The organism is Streptomyces goshikiensis, from assembly GCF_014650555.1.
Taxonomy (GTDB): domain Bacteria; phylum Actinomycetota; class Actinomycetes; order Streptomycetales; family Streptomycetaceae; genus Streptomyces; species Streptomyces goshikiensis.
This window is the reverse complement of the sequence record NZ_BMVE01000004.1, coordinates 156,855-175,401: the sequence shown is the minus strand read 5'-3', so window position 1 is coordinate 175,401 and position 18,547 is coordinate 156,855. Positions and strand designations below refer to the sequence as shown.

Annotated in this window: 14 protein-coding genes; 10 read left to right on the top strand and 4 right to left on the bottom strand. The window is 70.5% G+C overall.

Going from position 1 to position 18,547, the window contains the following annotated elements:
• The first annotated feature begins 65 nt into the window (after positions 1-65).
• From IE248_RS14115 to IE248_RS14100, 4 genes are all read left to right on the top strand, one after another.
• Positions 66-383, top strand: coding sequence for a cupin domain-containing protein (locus tag IE248_RS14115; RefSeq protein ID WP_008741687.1), 318 nt, complete (start codon positions 66-68; stop codon positions 381-383).
• A 158-nt stretch (positions 384-541) separates the two neighbouring features.
• On the top strand, positions 542-769 hold the full coding sequence (locus IE248_RS14110) for a DUF5326 family protein (RefSeq protein WP_174261699.1): 228 nt from the start codon (positions 542-544) through the stop codon (positions 767-769).
• Positions 770-1,024: 255 nt separating this feature from the next.
• Positions 1,025-1,795 (top strand): IclR family transcriptional regulator, encoded by a 771-nt coding sequence (locus tag IE248_RS14105; RefSeq protein ID WP_100581301.1) that lies wholly within the window; start codon positions 1,025-1,027, stop codon positions 1,793-1,795.
• 97 nt (positions 1,796-1,892) lie between these two features.
• A complete protein-coding gene (locus IE248_RS14100) occupies positions 1,893-2,342 on the top strand; it encodes an SsgA family sporulation/cell division regulator (RefSeq protein WP_073797746.1) in 450 nt (149 codons plus the stop codon).
• 16 nt (positions 2,343-2,358) lie between these two features.
• Here the strand turns inward: IE248_RS14100 and IE248_RS14095 are convergent, their stop codons facing one another.
• The gene (locus IE248_RS14095) at positions 2,359-3,738 is read right to left on the bottom strand and encodes a YibE/F family protein (protein WP_229895310.1); all 1,380 of its coding nucleotides are present in this window, start codon (positions 3,736-3,738) and stop codon (positions 2,359-2,361) included.
• 212 nt (positions 3,739-3,950) lie between these two features.
• Between IE248_RS14095 and thiC the strand changes: the two genes are divergently transcribed.
• Positions 3,951-5,738 carry a phosphomethylpyrimidine synthase ThiC gene (gene thiC / locus IE248_RS14090; RefSeq protein WP_008741692.1) on the top strand — a complete coding sequence of 596 codons (1,788 nt, stop codon included), beginning with the start codon at positions 3,951-3,953 and terminating at the stop codon, positions 5,736-5,738.
• A 152-nt stretch (positions 5,739-5,890) separates the two neighbouring features.
• Positions 5,891-6,958: an aldo/keto reductase gene (locus IE248_RS14085; RefSeq protein WP_190031028.1), complete on the top strand. Its 1,068-nt coding sequence runs from the start codon at positions 5,891-5,893 to the stop codon at positions 6,956-6,958.
• 95 nt (positions 6,959-7,053) lie between these two features.
• Here the strand turns inward: IE248_RS14085 and IE248_RS14080 are convergent, their stop codons facing one another.
• The 3 genes from IE248_RS14080 to IE248_RS14070 all read right to left on the bottom strand — a co-directional run bounded on the left by IE248_RS14080 (position 7,054) and on the right by IE248_RS14070 (position 10,622).
• A complete protein-coding gene (locus tag IE248_RS14080; protein ID WP_190030889.1) occupies positions 7,054-7,872 on the bottom strand; it encodes a hypothetical protein in 819 nt (272 codons plus the stop codon).
• A gap of 149 nt (positions 7,873-8,021) precedes the next feature.
• Positions 8,022-9,275 (bottom strand): metallophosphoesterase, encoded by a 1,254-nt coding sequence (locus tag IE248_RS14075; RefSeq protein WP_100581428.1) that lies wholly within the window; start codon positions 9,273-9,275, stop codon positions 8,022-8,024.
• Between the two features lie 231 nt (positions 9,276-9,506).
• Positions 9,507-10,622, bottom strand: a complete 1,116-nt coding sequence (locus IE248_RS14070) for a LacI family DNA-binding transcriptional regulator (protein ID WP_008741697.1) — start codon at positions 10,620-10,622, stop codon at positions 9,507-9,509.
• Between the two features lie 362 nt (positions 10,623-10,984).
• On the opposite strand from IE248_RS14070, the gene hisC reads away from it, so the two are divergent.
• The 4 genes from hisC (at position 10,985) to cydD (ending at position 18,544) form a co-directional block, all read left to right on the top strand.
• The gene (gene hisC, locus IE248_RS14065; RefSeq protein WP_008741698.1) at positions 10,985-12,067 is read left to right on the top strand and encodes a histidinol-phosphate transaminase; all 1,083 of its coding nucleotides are present in this window, start codon (positions 10,985-10,987) and stop codon (positions 12,065-12,067) included.
• Positions 12,068-12,390: 323 nt separating this feature from the next.
• Positions 12,391-13,896 (top strand): cytochrome ubiquinol oxidase subunit I, encoded by a 1,506-nt coding sequence (locus IE248_RS14060; protein WP_008741699.1) that lies wholly within the window; start codon positions 12,391-12,393, stop codon positions 13,894-13,896.
• Positions 13,897-13,914: 18 nt separating this feature from the next.
• Positions 13,915-14,916, top strand: a complete 1,002-nt coding sequence (gene cydB, locus IE248_RS14055; protein WP_008741701.1) for a cytochrome d ubiquinol oxidase subunit II — start codon at positions 13,915-13,917, stop codon at positions 14,914-14,916.
• A gap of 58 nt (positions 14,917-14,974) precedes the next feature.
• Positions 14,975-18,544 (top strand): thiol reductant ABC exporter subunit CydD, encoded by a 3,570-nt coding sequence (cydD, locus tag IE248_RS14050; RefSeq protein ID WP_190030888.1) that lies wholly within the window; start codon positions 14,975-14,977, stop codon positions 18,542-18,544.
• Positions 18,545-18,547 lie beyond the last annotated feature (3 nt).

Below are 18,547 nucleotides of genomic sequence, written 5' to 3'. Positions count from 1 at the left end.
CCTGGCAGGACATCGGCAGATCAGCGGATGCCGCGGCACAAGAGAGCACAAGGGGCACAAGGACGATGAAAGCGTTCCGGCTGGACGAGCTCGAAGCGGAGCGGGCCGCCAACGACGGCGCCTATCTGCAGTTCCTGCGGGAGCGGAACATGTCGGTCGGCCTCTACGCGCTCGACGCGGGGCAGACCGACCCCCAGCAGCCGCACCGTCAGGACGAGGTGTACTTCGTCGTGAGCGGCCGCGCCTCGATCACGGTCGGGGAGGAGACGACGACGGTGGCGAACGGGAGCGTGGTCTACGTTCCGGCCGGCGTGCCCCACAAGTTCCACCACATCACGGAGAACCTGAAGGTGATGGTGGTCTTCTCCCCGCCGGAGAACTGAGGGGAGCGGGGCGCCGGGGAGTACCGGGGAGTGAGGGTCGGCCCCGGTCCCCCTAGGGGCCGGATCAGGGGACTCCGGGGGCTCGCGGGCCCCCGCTCGGACCGGTGGACTCCTAGCATCGTGAGCAGGAAGTCACGGACGAGGAAGAGGTTGTGGACATGGACGGGATCCGGCAGATATTCGCGGGCATGCCCTGGTGGGTGAAGTGGGTCGCTGTTCCGCTGCTCGTGCTCTTCGTGTTCGGCGGTGTGATCACCAGCATCATCGGCGCCCTGATCGGATTCGTGTTCAAGCTGCTGCTGCTCGCCGCGCTCGTCGGCGGTCTGATCTTCGTGGTGAAGAAGTTCACCGGTGGCGGCGCGAAGTCCTCCTCCGGGGAGTGGTAGTTCGGCCCGGTCCGGGCCGTACCGGGATTGACCCAGGTGAGCGAACGTGAGGGGCCAAACCCCTCACGGGCCGGGAATCGGTGGATAGAGTGGCAATCCGTGCCGATCCCTGGGCACCGACTAGTCGGTAAAACCGCCCCTGACCTGCGGTTGTACAGAGCAGCTGGCGCGTACGCCCCCAGGAGCCACGGCATACGCGGGGGCGGCCCCCGCAGGGTGGGCCCCAAGGCCCGCCGCCACGCCTGGGGGTGAGCTTTGGCTGCGGTTCACAATGCCGGTGTGCCGACCCTGATCGGTTCGGTGCAGAGGGCGCTGAGACTGCTCGAAGCGGCGGGATCCCACAGCGAGGGAGCCCCGGCGAAGCAACTGGCGCGCGAAGCCGGGCTCCCGCTTCCCACCGCGTACCACCTGCTGCGCACCCTGACGCACGAGGGCTACCTGCGCCGGGAGGGCGGAGTCTTCGTGCTCGGTCCCGCCGCCGGAAGGCTCGCCGACGGGGGGCTCCAGCAGAAACGTCGCAGCATGATCGTTGACTCGCTCGCTTACTTCCGCGACGCGGTCGGGGCTCCCGTCTACTTCGCGGCGTACCGCGAGGGTGAGATCGAGCTGATCGCCGTATCGGACACTCCGGACGGCCCGGCCTGCGAGGAGTGGGCCGATTTCCGCGCGACCGGCCACGCGCACGCCATCGGGCAGTGCCTGCTGAGCCAGCTCGACGAGAGGGCGCGCAAGGACCACTACGATCGGCATCCGGTCGGGGCCATCACGCCGTACACAGTCGCCGACCTGCGCTCTTTGGAGAACCGGATCGCCGCGATGGGGCGGAACCGGCCAGTGGTCGAGCGGCAGGAGTACGCCCTGGGAACGGTGTGCGCGGCCATCCCGATCACCGCCGGGGACACCATCGCGACCATGGCCATTTCTCTACCACTGCACCAGGAAGAACGATTGCTGTATGTAGTCGATCGACTACGGAGTGAAGTAGGCGCGCTGTTGAGCACCCTCTCCTTCTCTATCAGTATCTGAAAACTCACTCCTTGTGATCTGCTCGCGCTTCCACCACTCTTGTCAAGAGAGCCTGGGGGGATCAATCTTGGCCACTTCCACTACAGCGGGGTAGGCAATGCGCGAGTCGGTACAGGCAGAGGTCATGATGAGCTTCCTCGTTTCCGAGGAGCTCGCGTTCCGGATTCCAGTGGAACTCGGGTACGAAGCCCGTGACCCCTACGCGGTCCGCCTGACCTTCCACCTTCCCGGAGACGCGCCCGTGACCTGGGCGTTCGGCCGGGAACTCCTCCTCGACGGCATCAACAAGCCATGTGGTGACGGTGATGTGCACATCGCGCCCACCAGTCCCGAGGGCCTGTCCGATGTCCACATCCGTCTCCAGGTCGGCTGCGACCGGGCGTTGTTCCGCGCGAGCGCGGCGCCCCTCGTCGCGTTCCTCGACCGCACCGACCGGCTGGTCCCCCTCGGTCAGGAGCGCAATCTCGGGGACTTCGAGGAGAGCCTGGACGAAGCACTCTGCAAGATCCTCGCCGAGTCGCGGCAGAACGAGCAGAACGCGGGCTGAAGCGGGTGGGCCCGTGTCAGCGCTTGCGCCGCCGGCCCCGGCCGCCGCGGGCCGGTCCCGAGGCCGGTGCGGCGTCCGGGGATCCCGGCCGGTCGGCGGAGACCACCAGCGCGGCCAGGGCCGTCGTCACCGGGACCGAGGCCACCAGGCCGATCGAGCCCACGAGCGTCCGTACGATCTCCTCCGCGACCAGCTCGCTGTTGGCCACCGATCCCACGCTGCTGTTGGCGATGGAGAACAGCAGCAGCAGCGGCAGAGCCGCGCCCGCGTAAGCCAGGACCAGCGTGTTGACCACCGACGCGATGTGGTCGCGGCCGATCCGGATGCCCGCCCGGTACAGGGCCCGGGGCCCCATGGAGGGGTCGGCCTGGCGGAGTTCCCAGACCGCCGAGGTCTGGGTGACCGTCACGTCGTCGAGGACGCCCAGCGATCCGATGATCACGCCGGCGAGGAGGAGACCGCTCATGTCGATGTTCGGGTAGAGACCGTGGATCAGCCCGGTGTTGTCGTCGGTGTTGCCGCTGAGGAACGCCCAGTCGATGAACCCCGAGCCCAACAGCCCGATCAGCAGCAGCGAGACGAGCGTGCCGAGGACGGCGACCGAGGTACGGGCGGTCAGCCCGTGGCACATGTACAGGGCGATCAGCATGATGGCGCTGGCCCCGACGACCGCGACGACCAGCGGATTCGAGCCCTGCAGGATCGCCGGCAGGATGAAGAGGGTCAGCACGGCGAAGCTGACGCCGAGCGCGATCAGGGCGAACAGCCCGCGCATCCGGCCGACCAGGACCACCGCCACGGCGAAGATGCCGGCCAGCACCGCCATCGGGAGCTTGCGGTTCACGTCGATCACTGAGTACTGGAGGTCCCGGGGGGCGTCGGGCGCGTACGCCACCACCACCTCCTGGCCGTCCGCCAACTGCCGCGGTGCGCCGGGCTGGACGATCTCGATGAAGGTGCGGCCCTTCTCCGGACCGCTGACGACCTCGATGGTCGCCTTCTTGCACTCGCCGGTCTGGGCGGCCCGCGCCTCGCGCCCCTCGGGAGTGGAGACGTTGGCGGTGGGCGGCACCTGCGAGGCGTTCACGGACTTGCAGTCGACCTGCTCCAGGGCGGTCACCTTGCCCTGTTGGGTCTGCCGGTCGAAGCCCACTCCCGAGCGCTCGTGGGCGGGAGCGCCGCCCGGCCAGAGCACCATCAGCCCGATGACGACGGCAGCGGCGAAGGGGATCAGCACGGCGGCGATGACCTTGCGCAGGTGCTTCGAGACGGGGGCCGCCGGGCCGTGGCTGTGGCTGTGGGAGTGCCCGTGGCCGGCCCCTGGGGCAGGGTGCGAGTGCCCGGAATGGCCAGAGGGTTCGGTGTGCTCGATGGGGGGCTGCGGCGAGATCGTCACTGCCCGATCATCGCAAGAGATGAGGGGGCCCACTGTTCAGCACGCCATAGATGACGCTAGCGTGGGGGCACCTTTGCACAACGCGGGAGCTCGGAGCACCGGGCTGAGAGGGCGCTGATCACCGTAGGCGCGTCGACAGACGCGCACGGGAAGAGGCTGCGCCGACCGCCGAACCTGTTACCGGGTAATGCCGGCGTAGGGAGATAGGTCTCATGACCATTCAGGACGCACGCACGCCTGCCGTCAGCCAGGACGCCGACGGCCAGACCGAGCGCCAGCCGGGCTGGCACAAGGGCTACGTCGCGGGCTCCCGCCCCGACATCCGGGTGCCGGTCCGCCAGGTCCACCTCACCAACGGCAAGGACGTGACGCTCTACGACACGTCCGGGCCCTACACCGACCCGCAGATCGAGACCGATGTGCGCCGGGGCCTCGCGCCTCTGCGCGAGAACTGGATCATCGGCCGCGGCGACACCGAGGAGTACGCGGGCCGTCCCGTGCGCCCCGAGGACGACGGCATCAAGCACACCTCGCCGCGCGGTGGCCTCAAGAACCTCGACGCGGTCTTCCCGGGCCGCCCCCGCCAGCCCCGCCGGGGCCGTGGCGGCGCCGCCGTCACGCAGCTCGCGTACGCCCGCCGCGGTGAGATCACCCCGGAGATGGAGTACGTCGCGATCCGCGAGAACGTCTCCCCCGAGGTCGTCCGCGAGGAGATCGCCGCGGGCCGCGCGGTGCTCCCGGCGAACGTGAACCACCCGGAGATCGAGCCGATGATCATCGGCAAGAAGTTCCTGGTGAAGGTCAACGCCAACATCGGCAACTCCGCCGTCACCTCCTCCATCGAGGAGGAGGTCGACAAGATGACCTGGGCCACCAAGTGGGGCGCCGACACGGTCATGGACCTCTCGACCGGCCGCAACATCCACACCACCCGCGAGTGGGTGCTGCGCAACTCGCCCGTGCCGATCGGCACCGTGCCGCTCTACCAGGCGCTGGAGAAGGTCGACGGCCGGGCCGAGGACCTGACCTGGGAGATCTACAAGGACACGGTCATCGAGCAGGCCGAGCAGGGCGTCGACTACATGACGGTCCACGCCGGCGTACTGCTCCCGTACGTCCCGCTGACCGCCCGCCGCAAGACCGGCATCGTCTCGCGCGGCGGCTCGATCATGGCCGCGTGGTGCCTGGCGCACCACAAGGAGAACTTCCTCTACACGAACTTCGAGGAGCTCTGCGAGATCCTCGCGACGTACGACGTCACGTACTCGCTGGGCGACGGCCTGCGCCCCGGCTCCATCGCGGACGCCAACGACGCGGCGCAGTTCGCGGAGCTGAAGACGCTGGGCGAGCTGAACACGATCGCCAAGCGCCACAACGTGCAGACGATGATCGAGGGCCCGGGCCACGTCCCGATGCACAAGATCAAGGAGAACATCGACCTCCAGCAGGAGATCTGCGAAGAGGCGCCGTTCTACACGCTCGGCCCGCTGACCACGGACGTCGCGCCCGCCTACGACCACATCACCTCCGGCATCGGCGCGGCGATGATCGCCTGGTGGGGCACCGCGATGCTCTGCTACGTCACGCCCAAGGAGCACCTGGGCCTGCCGAACCGCGACGACGTGAAGACCGGCGTCATCACGTACAAGATCTCGGCGCACGCGGCCGACCTGGCCAAGGGCCACCCGGGCGCTCAGGAGTGGGACGACGCCCTGTCGGACGCGCGGTTCGAGTTCCGCTGGGAGGACCAGTTCAACCTGGCCCTCGACCCGGACACCGCCCGCGAGTTCCACGACGAGACCCTGCCGGCCGAGCCGGCGAAGACCGCGCACTTCTGCTCCATGTGCGGTCCGAAGTTCTGCTCGATGAAGATCTCGCAGGACATCCGCCGGGAGCACGGCGGCGACCTGAAGGCCGACGAGATCCAGGCGGGCATGGCGGAGAAGTCCGCCGAGTTCGCGGCGAGCGGCAACCGCGTGTACCTGCCGCTGGCCGACTGACCCGGCCGGCATGCGCGCGGTGAGCGCCGCACCGGGGGGTGGAGGGGACTCCCCGGAGCGGCGCTCCCGCATGCCCGGGCCCGGGCGGGACGCGCGGCCCGCGGCCCTTGCGCTGGAGTGCGCTCCAGCTCCTACAGTGCGTGCCCATGACCATGCGCTATAGAAATCTCGGTGGGACCGGCATTGAGGTGAGCGCCCACTGCCTGGGCACGATGATGTTCGGGGCGGTCGGGAACCCGGATCACGCGGAGTGCGCGCGGATCCTCCACGCCGCCCTCGATCGGGGCATCAACTTCGTCGACACCGCGGACATGTACTCCGCCGGGGAGTCCGAGGAGATCGTCGGGAAGGCGCTCAAGGGGCGCCGGGACGAGGTCGTCCTCGCGACCAAGGTCCACTTCCGGATGGGGGAGGGACGCAACCGCAGCGGGAACTCCCGGCGTTGGATCGTGCGCGCGGTCGAGGACAGCCTGCGGCGGCTGGACACCGAGTGGATCGACCTCTACCAGGTGCACCGGCCGGACCACTCGACCGACATCGAGGAGACGCTGTCCGTACTGGGCGATCTGGTGCGGGCCGGGAAGATCCGCGCCTTCGGGTGCTCTACGTTCCCCGCCGAGGACATTGTTGAGGCGCACCACGTCGCCGAGCGGCGGGCGCTGGCGAGGTTCCGGACCGAGCAGCCGCCGTACTCGATCCTCGCGCGCGGCATCGAGGCCGATGTGCTGCCCGTCGCGCGGCGGTACGGGATGGGTGTGCTGACCTGGAGTCCGCTCGCCTCCGGGTTCCTGAGCGGCAAGTACCGGCTCGGCGGGCCCGTTGACCTGACCCAGGGCCGAGCGGCGTTGACGCCGGCGCGGTTCGATCCGGCGATCCCGGGCAACGTCGCGAAGCTGGAGGCGGTGGAGCGGCTCGTCGAACTCGCCGACTTCATCGGCTGCACCCTGCCCGAGCTGGCCGTCGCCTTCCCGGTGGCGCACCCGGGGGTCACCTCGGTCATCATCGGCCCGCGGACCATGGAGCAGTTGGAGGCCCTGGTGAAGGGCGCCGATCTGGTGCTCGACGACGCGGTCCTCGACCGGATCGACGAGATCGTCCCGCCCGGCACGAACCTCTACCGCCCGGACGGGGTCTGGCAGCCGCCGGCTCTGACGGACCTGGCGCAGCGGCGCAGGCCGCTGGGGGACCGATCGGCCGGTGAGGCGGTCCAGCCGGCGTAGGCGGGCCGAGCGGTCCCCGAGGAGGCGTTCAGGCGCTTCCCGGAGGCCTCCTGGAGGCTCCCGCGCCGATGTTTCACGTGAAACAGGGGCCGGCGCTACTCCGGTTCGCGGTCCGGGCCTCCGAAGTCCGGGCTGGTGAAGTCCGGCGGTGTGTAGCCGGGCCGGGGCCCCTGTGAGGTGGAACCCGGGCTGGTGAAGTCGGGCCGGGTGTATCCCAGATCGGGGATGCGCCCGGCTCGCGGCGTACGTGGCACCGGATAGCCCGGCCCCGCGCTCGGGTCGGCCAGCGCGTCCCGCAGGAACGGCACGATGCCCCGCTCCAGGAGGGCGTGGCGCCAGGCTTCCCGGGCCCGCGAGAGCTCGTCGGGTATGGACACCGTCTCCTGCGCCGGCACCTCGGTGGAGCCGTTGCGGACGGCCGTCACCAGCAGTCCGATCACCGCGAAGAGCAGCCCGGCGACGGTGAGGGCGCCGAACAGCCAACCCGCCGTCAGCATCGTCTCCGCGAAAGCCGGTTCGGGCTCGATCAGCTTCAGGCTGTAGCCGATCAGCAGGAAGATCAGCATGGCGGTGCCGGCGAGGACCGGCGCGAGGACCGCGACGACCGCTCCGGCGCCGGCGCCACCGCCGGCGTCCAGGCCGGTGTCCTCGTCCCCCGTCGTACGGGGGGCCGACAGGGCCTCGTCGCGCAGGTCCTCACGGACCTTCACGTAGTGGTCGTACTCGGCCGCAGCCGCGGCGGTCAGAAGCGCCCGGGCCCCCATGGCCATGGTGCGCAGCTGTTCGGCGTTCAGACGTTCGCCGAGCGTGGCGAGCTCGGGCCGGTCGTGCGCGGTGCGCAACGCCTCGTCGAGGAGCCGATCGAACTCCGGTCGGTCTTCGGACAGCAGGTGCGGAGCGCTGGTCATGTGCATCCCCCGATGCTCCGTAGATGCCGGTTTGCCCGCGTAGAACCCGGGCGCCGGCACAAACGGAGGAGAGCCTGCTACGGATAGAGCGATGGTAGAGCGACCATGCCACGAGGTGACAGGGGCTTTGCTGAAATACCCCGCCCCGACGACGCTCAGTCACTCAGGGGGAGTTGCACGACGAGGAGCTTCCCGGCCATCGTCACACCGCCGTCCATCGCGATGGCGAGGCCCTGCGCGTACACGTGCGGGCCGTCCACCGCCTCCGGGCCGCGCGGCTCGTCGCCGTCCTCGGTGCCCACCTCGCCGAGCAGGTACGGGATGGGGCTGTGCCCGTGCACGACGCGGCCGCCGCCGTAGGTGTCGAGGAGTTCACGTACGGCCCCCGGGCCGGTCTCCTCGTCGCGGAAGGCGAACCGCTTGGTGAACTTGCGGAACAGGTCCCAGGTGATGTCGGCGTCGTTGCGGTTGAGCAGCTCGTGGATGGTGTCGTTGACGTCTTCGACGGAGTCGCCGTAGTCGAGGTAGGCCGTCGTGTCGGAGTGCAGCAGCAGGTGCCCGTCCTCCAGGACGGCCGCGTCGAGCCGGGACATCCACTGGAGGTGGACGTCCTCCAGACGCTCCATGTCGGTGCGCTGGCCGCCGTTGAGGAGCCAGGCGGCCTGGAAGGTGGCGGTGCCCGCGCCGGAGGCCACGGGGGCGTCGCCGAACCGCTTGGCGCCGATCAGGAGCAGCTCGTGGTTGCCCATGAGGGCCTTGCAGTAGCCGCCGGAGGCGGCGGCCTCGGCGGACAGCCGCATCACGAGGTCGATGACGCCGATGCCGTCGGGGCCGCGGTCGGTGAAGTCGCCGAGGAACCAGAGCCGGGCGTTGCCGGCCGACCAGTGGCGATCGGCGTCGATCAGGTTCTGGGCCTGGAGCTCGGTGACGAGTTCGTCCAGATAGCCGTGCACGTCGCCGACCACGTAGAGCGGCCCGGGGCCGGCGGCCGCGGTCTCCTCGGGGACGTACTGGACCTGGACGGTGTCCCCCGGTCCACCGCGGCCGATGATCGGCAGGTCGCGCTGGGTGGGGGTGTAACCCTCGAAGTCCTCGTCCTCGTCCTGGTCCGCGGACTCGGGCGCGGCGGGCGGCGCGACTGGTGCGGGCGGCACGGCTGGCGCCGGCGGTGCGGCTGGCGCGTGATCGGGCTGCGCGGGCACGGAGGCGGCGTAGCCCGGGCGTGCGGGCACGACGGGGCTCTCTCCGTAGTACGCCGGGTACTCGCCGTAGACGGGAACCTCCCCGTCCAGACCGGCGGACCCGGCGTACGGGGCGGGTTCGGTGACCGGAACCCGGAAGTCCCGCAGCGTCTCCGTCCGCATCGCGGGTCCCTGACCGGCCCCCTGAGTCATCGACCCCTCCACCACCGTCGCGCTGCCGTACACCTGCGGACCCTCCTGACCTCCGGGTCGGAGGGTCCGTGATGTCGTGCGCCCATCATAGGAATGCGGCTCGCGCTCTGTGACGCACCAGGGGTGGTGAATCCTGGCCGGAGCCGATCGTTCCTGCCGATTTCTCCCGATATCGGTATTGCGGAAATCTCGGCGGGGCCATCAGCCCCGCCTTTGCGGTGCCCAAATCCGGGTCGGAGAGGGCGGTCAGTCCTGCGCAGGAGAGCGGGGTGGGCTGACGGTCGTGCGGGTCTGCCTGCGCTGCGAGGAGGTACGGATGATCAATTCGGTCGGGACGACCTGTTCGACGGGGCGCCCCGTTCCGACCCCCTCGATGGCGTCGATCAGCAACTGCACGACGGCGGTGCCGATGCGACGGGGTTTGAGGGACAGGGTGGTGATGGGCGGTTCGGTGTTGGCGTACACGGTGGACTCGCTGCAGCAGACGAGCAGCAGGTCCTCGGGGACGCGCAGGCCGTAGCGCCGGGCGGCGGCGAGCAGGTCGGTGCCGTTGGGGTCGAAGAGCCCGTACACGGCGTCGGGCCGGTCGGGGCGGGCGAGCAGGCGGTCGGCGGCGACGGCTCCCGCACACGGGTCGTGGGCGGGGTAGGACTCGTACACGGGGTCCTGGCCGACGCGCTCGCACCAGTTGAGGTAGGCGGTGGTGGAGAGCCGGGTGTAGGTGTCGGTGGTGGTGCCGGTCAGCAGCCCGATACGGCGGGCGCCGGCGGCGGCGAGGTGGTCGAGCAGGTTGAGGACGGCGGCCTCGTGGTCGTTGTCGACCCAGGCGGTGACGGGGAGGGAGCCGGCCGGGCGGCCGTCGGACACCACCGGCAGGCCCTGGCGGACCAGCTCGGTGACGACGGGATCGTGGTCGGAGGGGTCGATGACGACGGTGCCGTCGAGGGCCACGTTGGACCAGACGTCGTGTCGGGAGGTGGCGGGGAGGATGACGAGGGCGTAGCCGCGGGCGAGCGCCGCGGAGGTGGCGGCCCTGGCCATCTCGGCGAAGTACGCGAATTCGGTGAAGGTGAAAGGTTCATCCCCGTACGTCGTCACGGTCAGGCCGATGAGGCCGGACTTGCCGGTACGGAGGGTGCGGGCCGCGGCGGACGGGCGGTAGCCCAGTCGGTCGGCGACCTCGCGAACGTGGCGGCGGGTGGCGTCCGGCAGTCGCCCCTTGCCATTGAGCGCGTCGGAGACGGTCGTGATCGAGACGCCCGCCGCGGCGGCCACGTCCCTGATGCCTGCCCGGCCCTGTCGGCCGGCGGCCCGCCGGGTGGTCTCGGTCCGGCTCACCTGATGCTTCCCTGCTGCTGTCATGGCGAGCCGATAGTAGGGCTCGGGGGGCTGGGTGGTCCGGATGCATATGCACGCGTTGACAGGCACGTTTCTGCATGGTTCGCCACCCCCAATGACCTTGGAAACAAAGGTTCTTGGTCGCCCAGGGTGATTGGGGCGCTTGTCGGCGGGTCCGAGCATGCCAAAACGGAGCGGTTTGGGGCCGGTCTCAACTCACCTGCACGAGGGATGCGCGCCACGGCGCAGGCCACCGGCGCGCGCATATATGCGTGCGCTCCCCCGCATTCCTGGCGCCCTCCATTCTCCGAACGACGGAATCCTCATAAGGTGAGAAGTATTGAGTCGACGGCGACGTCGGACGGGACGGTCGAGGAGGACCTGCGGTGAGCGAGAAGAGCCCCAAGCTGCGCGCCGAGCTGGACGGCATTCCCACCTACAAGCCGGGCAAGCCCGCGGCTGCGGGCGGGGCGATTGCGTACAAGCTGTCCTCGAATGAGAACCCCTATCCGCCGCTGCAGGGGGTGCTGGAGACCGCCGTCGCCGCGGCCGGTCAGTTCAACCGCTACCCCGACATGGCCTGCACCGGCCTGGTGAACGAGCTCGCGGAGCGCTTCGGGGTGCCGGTCGAGCACATCGCCACCGGCACCGGCTCGGTGGGTGTGGCGCAGTCGCTGATCCAGTCGACGGCCGGCCCGGGCGACGAGGTCATGTACGCCTGGCGCTCTTTTGAGGCTTACCCGATCATCACGCAGATCTCGGGTGCGACGTCCGTTCAGGTCCCGCTGACCGACGGGGACGTGCACGACCTGGACGCGATGGCCGCAGCGATCACCGACCGGACCCGGCTGATCTTCGTCTGCAACCCCAACAACCCCACCGGCACCGCGGTGCGCCGTGCGGAGCTGGAGCGGTTCCTGGACCGGGTGCCCTCGGACATCCTGGTGGTGCTGGACGAGGCGTACCGCGAGTTCGTCCGCGACACCGATGTGCCGGACGGCATCGAGCTCTACCGCGACCGCCCGAACGTCTGCGTGCTCCGGACCTTCTCGAAGGCGTACGGGCTGGCCGGCCTGCGGGTCGGCTTCGCGGTGGCGCACGAGCCGGTGGCCGCGGCGCTGCGCAAGACGGCCGTGCCCTTCGGCGTCAGCCAGCTCGCGCAGGACGCGGCGGTCGCCTCCCTGCGGGCCGAGGACGAGCTGATGGGCCGGGTCGGGTCGCTGGTGAGCGAGCGGACGCGGGTCCACGCGACGCTGCTCGCCCAGGGCTGGACGGTGGTTCCCGAGACGCAGGCGAACTTCGTGTGGATGCGGCTGGGGGAGCGGACCGCCGAGTTCGCGGCGGCCTGCGAGAAGGCCGGTGTGGTGGTCCGGCCCTTCGCGGGCGAGGGCCTGCGGGTCACGATCGGCGAGACCGAGGCGAACGACCTCTTCCTGCACACGGCGGCGGCGTTCTTCAAGGAGCTGTAGACCGGTAGGGACCTGTTGCGCCGGTTTCACGCGGACGGGATCGCCAGGCGGCGGCTCTCGCCGCCGCGGGAGACGGGCGTCGGGCCGTAGGGGAGCGCGAGGGCGTTCCCCTACGGCCCAGAACGCGACGGTGCCCGGGTCGCCGGCCTGCCGGGCGCCGTTCTGCCTAGAGGGACCCCCCCCGCGAAAGATCCGAAACCTTGTGCGCCATAATGCTTGTGAATGTGAACGCGTTCACAAGCGCGTCCTGTTTGTCCCGTACTGGGCGGGACATCACAGGCAAACTTCGGCTGTGACCGTGGCGACCCGAAGGAGACGACGACGTGGATCTGGCTCTGGCGCCGGAGACCCTGGCGCGATGGCAGTTCGGCATTACGACCGTCTATCACTTCCTCTTCGTCCCGCTGACGATCTCGCTCGCCGCGCTGGTCGCGATCCTGCAGACCGCGTGGGTGCGGACGGAGAAGGAGAAGTACCTCAAGGCGACGAAGTTCTGGGGCAAGCTCTTCCTGATCAACATCGCGATGGGTGTCGTCACCGGCATCGTCCAGGAGTTCCAGTTCGGCATGAACTGGTCGGACTACTCGCGGTTCGTCGGTGACATCTTCGGGGCGCCCCTGGCCTTCGAGGCGCTGATCGCGTTCTTCTTCGAATCGACCTTCATCGGCCTGTGGATCTTCGGCTGGGACAAGCTGCCGAAGAAGATCCACCTGGCCTGCATCTGGATGGTCTCGATCGGCACGGTCCTCTCCGCGTACTTCATCCTCGCGGCGAACTCCTGGATGCAGCACCCCGTCGGTTACCGCATCAACAAGGAGACCGGGCGCGCGGAGCTGACCGACTTCTGGCACGTGCTCACCCAGAACACCGCCCTCGCGCAGGTGTTCCACACCCTGACCGCGGCCGTCCTGACCGGCGGCGCCTTCATGGTCGGCATCGCCTCCTACCACCTGCTGCGCAAGAAGCACATCCCGGTGATGCGCACCTCGCTGCGGCTCGGTCTCGTCGCCGTCGTCATCGGCGGCCTGCTCACCGCGATCAGCGGCGACACCCTCGCCAAGGTCATGTTCAAGCAGCAGCCGATGAAGATGGCCGCCGCCGAGGCGCTGTGGGACGGCGAGAACAGCGCGCCCTTCTCGGTCTTCGCCTACGGAGACGTGGACAAGGGCCACAACAAGGTCGCCATAGAGGTGCCCGGTCTGCTGTCCTTCCTGGCCGACAGCACCTTCGACTCGTTCGTGCCCGGCATCAACGACGTCAACAAGTCCGAGCAGGAGAAGTACGGGCCCGGGGACTACCGGCCCAACATCCCCGTCGCGTACTGGGGCTTCCGCTGGATGATCGGCTTCGGCATGGCCTCCTTCGCCATCGGCGCCGTGGGGCTGTGGCTGACCCGGCGCAAGTTCCTGCTGCCGCCGGCCCTGCGGACCGGCGAGGACGAGCGGCCGCACCTGGTCCCGTTCCACAAGCCGCTCAGCCCGCGCCTGACCCGGCTGTACTGGCTCACCGCGATCTGGACGCTCGGGTTCCCGCTGATCGCCAACTCCTGGGGCTGGATCTTCACCGAGATGGGCCGCCAGCCGTGGGTGGTCTACGGGGTCCTGCGCACCCGGGACGCCGTCTCGCCGGGTGTCTCCCAGGGTGAGGTCATCACCTCGATGGTCGTCTTCACCCTGCTGTACGCCGTGCTCGCGGTGATCGAGGTCCGGCTCCTCGTGAAGTACGTCAAGGCCGGCCCGCCGGAGCTCACGGAGGCCGACCTCAACCCGCCCACCAAGATCGGCGGGGACGACAACACCGCCGACAGGCCGATGGCCTTCTCGTACTGAGGCTGAGGAGACCACACCATGCAACTCCACGACGTCTGGTTCGTACTCATCGCCGTCCTGTGGACCGGCTACTTCTTCCTGGAGGGCTTCGACTTCGGCGTCGGCGTCCTGACCAAGCTGCTCGCCCGTGACCGCACCGAGAAGCGGGTTCTGATCAACACGATCGGACCCGTGTGGGACGGCAATGAGGTCTGGCTGCTCACGGCGGGCGGCGCGACCTTCGCCGCCTTCCCCGAGTGGTACGCCACCCTCTTCTCCGGCTTCTACCTGCCGCTGCTGCTCATCCTGGTCTGCCTCATCATCCGCGGTGTCGCCTTCGAGTACCGGCACAAGCGGCCCGAGGACAAGTGGCAGACCAACTGGGAACACGCGATCTTCTGGACCTCGCTGATCCCCGCGTTCATGTGGGGTGTGGCCTTCGCCAACATCACGCGCGGCGTGAAGATCGACGCGGACATGGAGTACGTCGGCAGCCTCTTCGACCTGCTGAACCCGTACGCGCTCCTCGGCGGCCTGGTCACCCTCACCCTGTTCACCTTCCACGGCGCGGTGTTCACCTCGCTCAAGACGGTCGGTGACATCCGGGACCGCTCGCGCGCCCTGGCCACCCGGCTGGGCGTGGTCACCGCGGTGCTGGCACTCGGCTTCCTGATCTGGACCCAGCTCTCGCGCGGTGACCGCTGGAGCCTGATCGCGATGATCGTCGCCGTGGTGGCCCTGCTGGGCGCCCTCGGCTGCAATCTGGCGGGCCGCGAGGGCTGGTCGTTCGCCCTGTCCGGGGTGACCATCGCGGCCGCCGTCGCGATGCTGTTCCTGACGCTCTTCCCGAACGTCATGCCCTCCTCGCTGAACGACGCCTGGAACCTCACGGTCACCAACGCCTCGTCCAGCCCGTACACCCTGAAGATCATGACCTGGTGCGCGGGCGTGGCGACCCCGGTCGTCCTGCTCTACCAGGGCTGGACCTACTGGGTGTTCCGCAAGCGCATCGGCACACAGCACATCGCCGACGCGCACTGAGCCCCGCCCCGCACTGATCGCCGTTGCCTGATCCTTCTGCCTGACCCTGCTCTGGGGGATGTTTCACGTGAAACCGATCGACCCGCGCCTGCTCCGGTACGCCCGCTCCACTCGCCTCTTCCTGGCGGCAGTGGTGGCCTTGGGGCTGGCCGGGGCGGGGCTGGTCGTCGGCCAGGCGATGCTCATCGCCGAGATCGTGGTCGGGGCCTTCGAGGAGGGCCTGGACGGAGCGGCGTTGCGGACGCCACTGCTGCTGCTCGCCGCGGTGGCACTGGGGCGGGCCCTGGTCGCATGGGTGACCGAACTGGCCGCCCACCGGGCGAGCGCGGCGGTCAAGTCGGAGCTACGGGGACGGCTGCTGGACCGGGCCACGGAGCTGGGGCCCGGCTGGCTCAGCGGGCAGCGGACCGGATCCCTGGTGGCCCTGGCCACCCGGGGTGTGGACGCGCTCGACGACTACTTCTCCCGCTACCTGCCCCAGTTGGGGCTCGCGGTGGTCGTCCCGGCGGCGGTGCTCGCCCGGATCGTCACCGAGGACTGGGTGTCGGCGGCCATCATCGTGGTCACGCTGCCGCTGATCCCCCTCTTCATGGCCTTGATCGGCATGGCTACCCAGTCGCGTATGGACCGCCAGTGGCGGCTGCTGTCGCGGCTGTCGGGCCACTTCCTGGACGTGGTGGCCGGGCTGCCGACGCTGAAGGTGTTCGGACGGGCCAAGGCGCAGGCCGAGTCCATCCGCAAGATCACCGATGACTACCGGCAGGCCACGATGCGGACGCTGCGCATCGCTTTTCTGTCGTCGTTCGCGCTGGAGCTGCTGGCGACCCTGTCGGTGGCGCTGGTGGCGGTCACCATCGGGATGCGGCTCGTCCACGGTGAGCTGGACCTCTACACCGGGCTGGTCATCCTGATCCTGGCGCCCGAGGCGTACCTGCCGCTGCGGCAGGTCGGGGCGCAGTACCACGCGGCGGCCGAGGGCCTGGCGGCAGCCGAAGAGATCTTCGAGGTGCTGGAGACCCCGGCCGTGAGTACGGGCGGCTCCGCCGTCCTGCCCGCCGGGGCCCCGCTGCGGATCGAGCTGGACGGGGTCGCCGTCCGGTACGAGGGGCGCGGCGAGGACTCGCCCGGCCCGGTGTCGCTGACGGTGGAGCCCGGCGAGTGCGTGGCGCTCACCGGGCCGAGCGGGGCGGGCAAGTCCACGCTGCTGCACGTGCTGCTGGGGTTCGTGGCACCGACGGCCGGCCGGGTCAGGGTCGGGGGCGTGGACCTGGCGGAGCTGTCGCCGGAGCAGTGGCGGGAGCGGATCGCCTGGGTGCCCCAGCGGCCGCACCTGTTCGCCGGGACGATCGCCGAGAACGTACGACTGGCCAGGCCCGGGGCGTCCGACGCCGATGTGGCCGAGGCGCTGAAGGACGCCGGGGCGTGGGCCTTCGTGGCCGCGCTGCCCCGGGGTGTGGACACCGCGTTGGGCGAGGGCGGTGCCGGGCTGTCCGCCGGGCAGCGGCAGCGGCTGGCGCTGGCACGGGCGTTCCTCGCGGACCGGCCCGTGCTGCTGCTGGACGAGCCCACGGCGGCGCTGGACGGGGAGACCGAGGCCGCCGTGGTGGACGCCGTCCGGCGCCTCGCCGTGGGGCGCACGGTCCTGCTGGTCGTCCACCGGCCGGCCTTGCTGGCCGTCGCCGGCCGGGTGGTCACGGTGGGTCCCGCGGACGCCGGAGCGGACCCCGCCGAGCGCTCCCCCGACGCCTCCCGCCCCGCCGCCGGGGCGGCTCTCAGGACGCCGCCCGCGCGCGCGGCGGCGGATCCCGGGGAATGGATCCTCGGGGCGGCGCCGGAGCAGCCGTCCCGGGCCGCCGGAAGCGTCTCGGGCGCGGGCGATCCGCTCCGCAGGGTCCGGGACGTGGCCAGGGCCTGGCGGGGACGGTTCCGGCTCGGTCTGCTGCTCGGTGCGCTGGCCGTCGGATGCGGGGTCGGACTGATGGCCGTCTCGGGCTGGCTGATCTCGCGGGCCTCCGAACAGCCACCGGTGCTCTATCTGATGATGGCGGTCACCGCCACCCGGGCCTTCGGCATCGGGCGGGCCGTCTTCCGGTACGCCGAGCGGCTCGTCTCGCACGACGCCGTCCTGCGGATGCTCGCCGACCTGCGGGTCTCGGTGTTCCGGCGGCTGGAGCGGATCGCGCCCGCCGGGCTGCGGGAACAGCGACGCGGGGATCTGCTGGCCCGGCTGGTGGCCGACGCCGACGCCCTCCAGGACTACTGGCTGCGCTGGCTGCTGCCGGTCGGCACCGCGCTGATCGTCGGAACCGGCTCGGTCGCCTTCACCGCCTGGCTGCTGCCGCAGGCCGGGGCCGCCCTCGCCCTCGGGCTGCTCGCCGCCGGGGTCGGAGCGCCGCTCGTCAGCGGGGCCTGCGCGCGCCGTGCCGAGCGGCGGCTGGCACCCGCCCGCGGCGAACTCGCCACCCGCGTGACCGACCTGCTGACCGGAACCGCCGAGCTGACCGTCGCCGGCGCCCTGGAGGAGCGCAAGGGCCGGGCCCGCGAGAGCGACCGCACGCTGACCGCCATCGCCGCGCGCGGGGCGGCCGCCACCGGGCTCGGCAGCGGACTGACCGCCCTGGTGTGCGGGCTGACGGTGCTGCTGGCCGCGGCCGCCGGAGCGGGCGCCGTGGCCGACGGCAGGCTCTCCGGGGTGGCCATGGCGGTGGTCGTGCTGACCCCGCTCGCCGCCTTCGAGGCCGTCAACGGGCTTCCGCTGGCGGTCCAGTACCGGCAGCGGGTGCGCCGCAGCGCCGAGCGGGTCTACGAGGTCATCGACGCGCCGGTCCCCGTCGCCGAGCCGGAGCAGGCCGCCGAGGCGCCCGAGTCCCTCTTCCCGGTGCGGCTGACCGGGATCGCCGTCCGGCACCCCGGACAGGAGCGCGACGCGCTGCACGGGCTGGACCTGACGCTGGAGGCCGGCCGGCGCATCGCCGTCGTGGGCCCCTCGGGCTCGGGCAAGACCACGCTGGCGCAGCTCCTGCTGCGTTTCCTCGACCCGCACGAAGGCTCGTACAGCCTGGGCGGGACGCAGGCGCGTGCGCTCGACAGCGACGACGTACGCCGGTTCGTGGGGCTCTGTGCCCAGGACGCGCACATCTTCGACAGCTCGGTGCGGGAGAACCTGCGCCTCGCCCGGACCGGCGCGAGCGAGGGGCAGCTGCGCGACGCGCTGGCGGCGGCCCGGCTGCTGGACTGGGCCGAGGGGCTCCCGGACGGGCTGGACACCCTGGTCGGCGAGCACGGCGCGCGGATCTCCGGAGGGCAGCGTCAGCGTCTGGCCCTGGCCCGGGCGCTGCTCGCCGACTTCCCCGTGCTCGTTCTGGACGAGCCGGCCGAGCACCTGGACCTGGCCACCGCCGACGCCCTGACGGCGGATCTGCTGGCGGCGACCGAGGGCCGCACCACTGTCCTGATCACGCACCGGCTGGCCGGTTTGGAGGCGGTGGACGAGGTGATCGTGCTGGATCATGGTGAGGTCGTACAGCGCGGCGCGTACGAGGAGCTGGCCGCCATCGAGGGGCCGCTGCGCAGCCTGCTGGAGCGCGAACGCGCCGCGGACAGGACGTTGGCCGACTTTCCCCGGTAAATG

What these genes read in the sequence shown, in the direction of transcription:
- IE248_RS14100 (WP_073797746.1), top strand. Translation starts at nt 1,893, where the DNA reads ATGCGCGAGTCGGTACAGGCAGAGGTCATGATGAGCTTCCTCGTTTCC.
- cydB (WP_008741701.1), top strand. Translation starts at nt 13,915, where the DNA reads ATGCAACTCCACGACGTCTGGTTCGTACTCATCGCCGTCCTGTGGACC.
- IE248_RS14085 (WP_190031028.1), top strand. Translation starts at nt 5,891, where the DNA reads ATGCGCTATAGAAATCTCGGTGGGACCGGCATTGAGGTGAGCGCCCAC.
- IE248_RS14080 (WP_190030889.1), bottom strand. Translation starts at nt 7,872, where the DNA reads ATGCACATGACCAGCGCTCCGCACCTGCTGTCCGAAGACCGACCGGAG.
- thiC (WP_008741692.1), top strand. Translation starts at nt 3,951, where the DNA reads ATGACCATTCAGGACGCACGCACGCCTGCCGTCAGCCAGGACGCCGAC.
- IE248_RS14110 (WP_174261699.1), top strand. Translation starts at nt 542, where the DNA reads ATGGACGGGATCCGGCAGATATTCGCGGGCATGCCCTGGTGGGTGAAG.
- IE248_RS14115 (WP_008741687.1), top strand. Translation starts at nt 66, where the DNA reads ATGAAAGCGTTCCGGCTGGACGAGCTCGAAGCGGAGCGGGCCGCCAAC.
- IE248_RS14070 (WP_008741697.1), bottom strand. Translation starts at nt 10,622, where the DNA reads ATGACAGCAGCAGGGAAGCATCAGGTGAGCCGGACCGAGACCACCCGG.
- cydD (WP_190030888.1), top strand. Translation starts at nt 14,975, where the DNA reads ATGTTTCACGTGAAACCGATCGACCCGCGCCTGCTCCGGTACGCCCGC.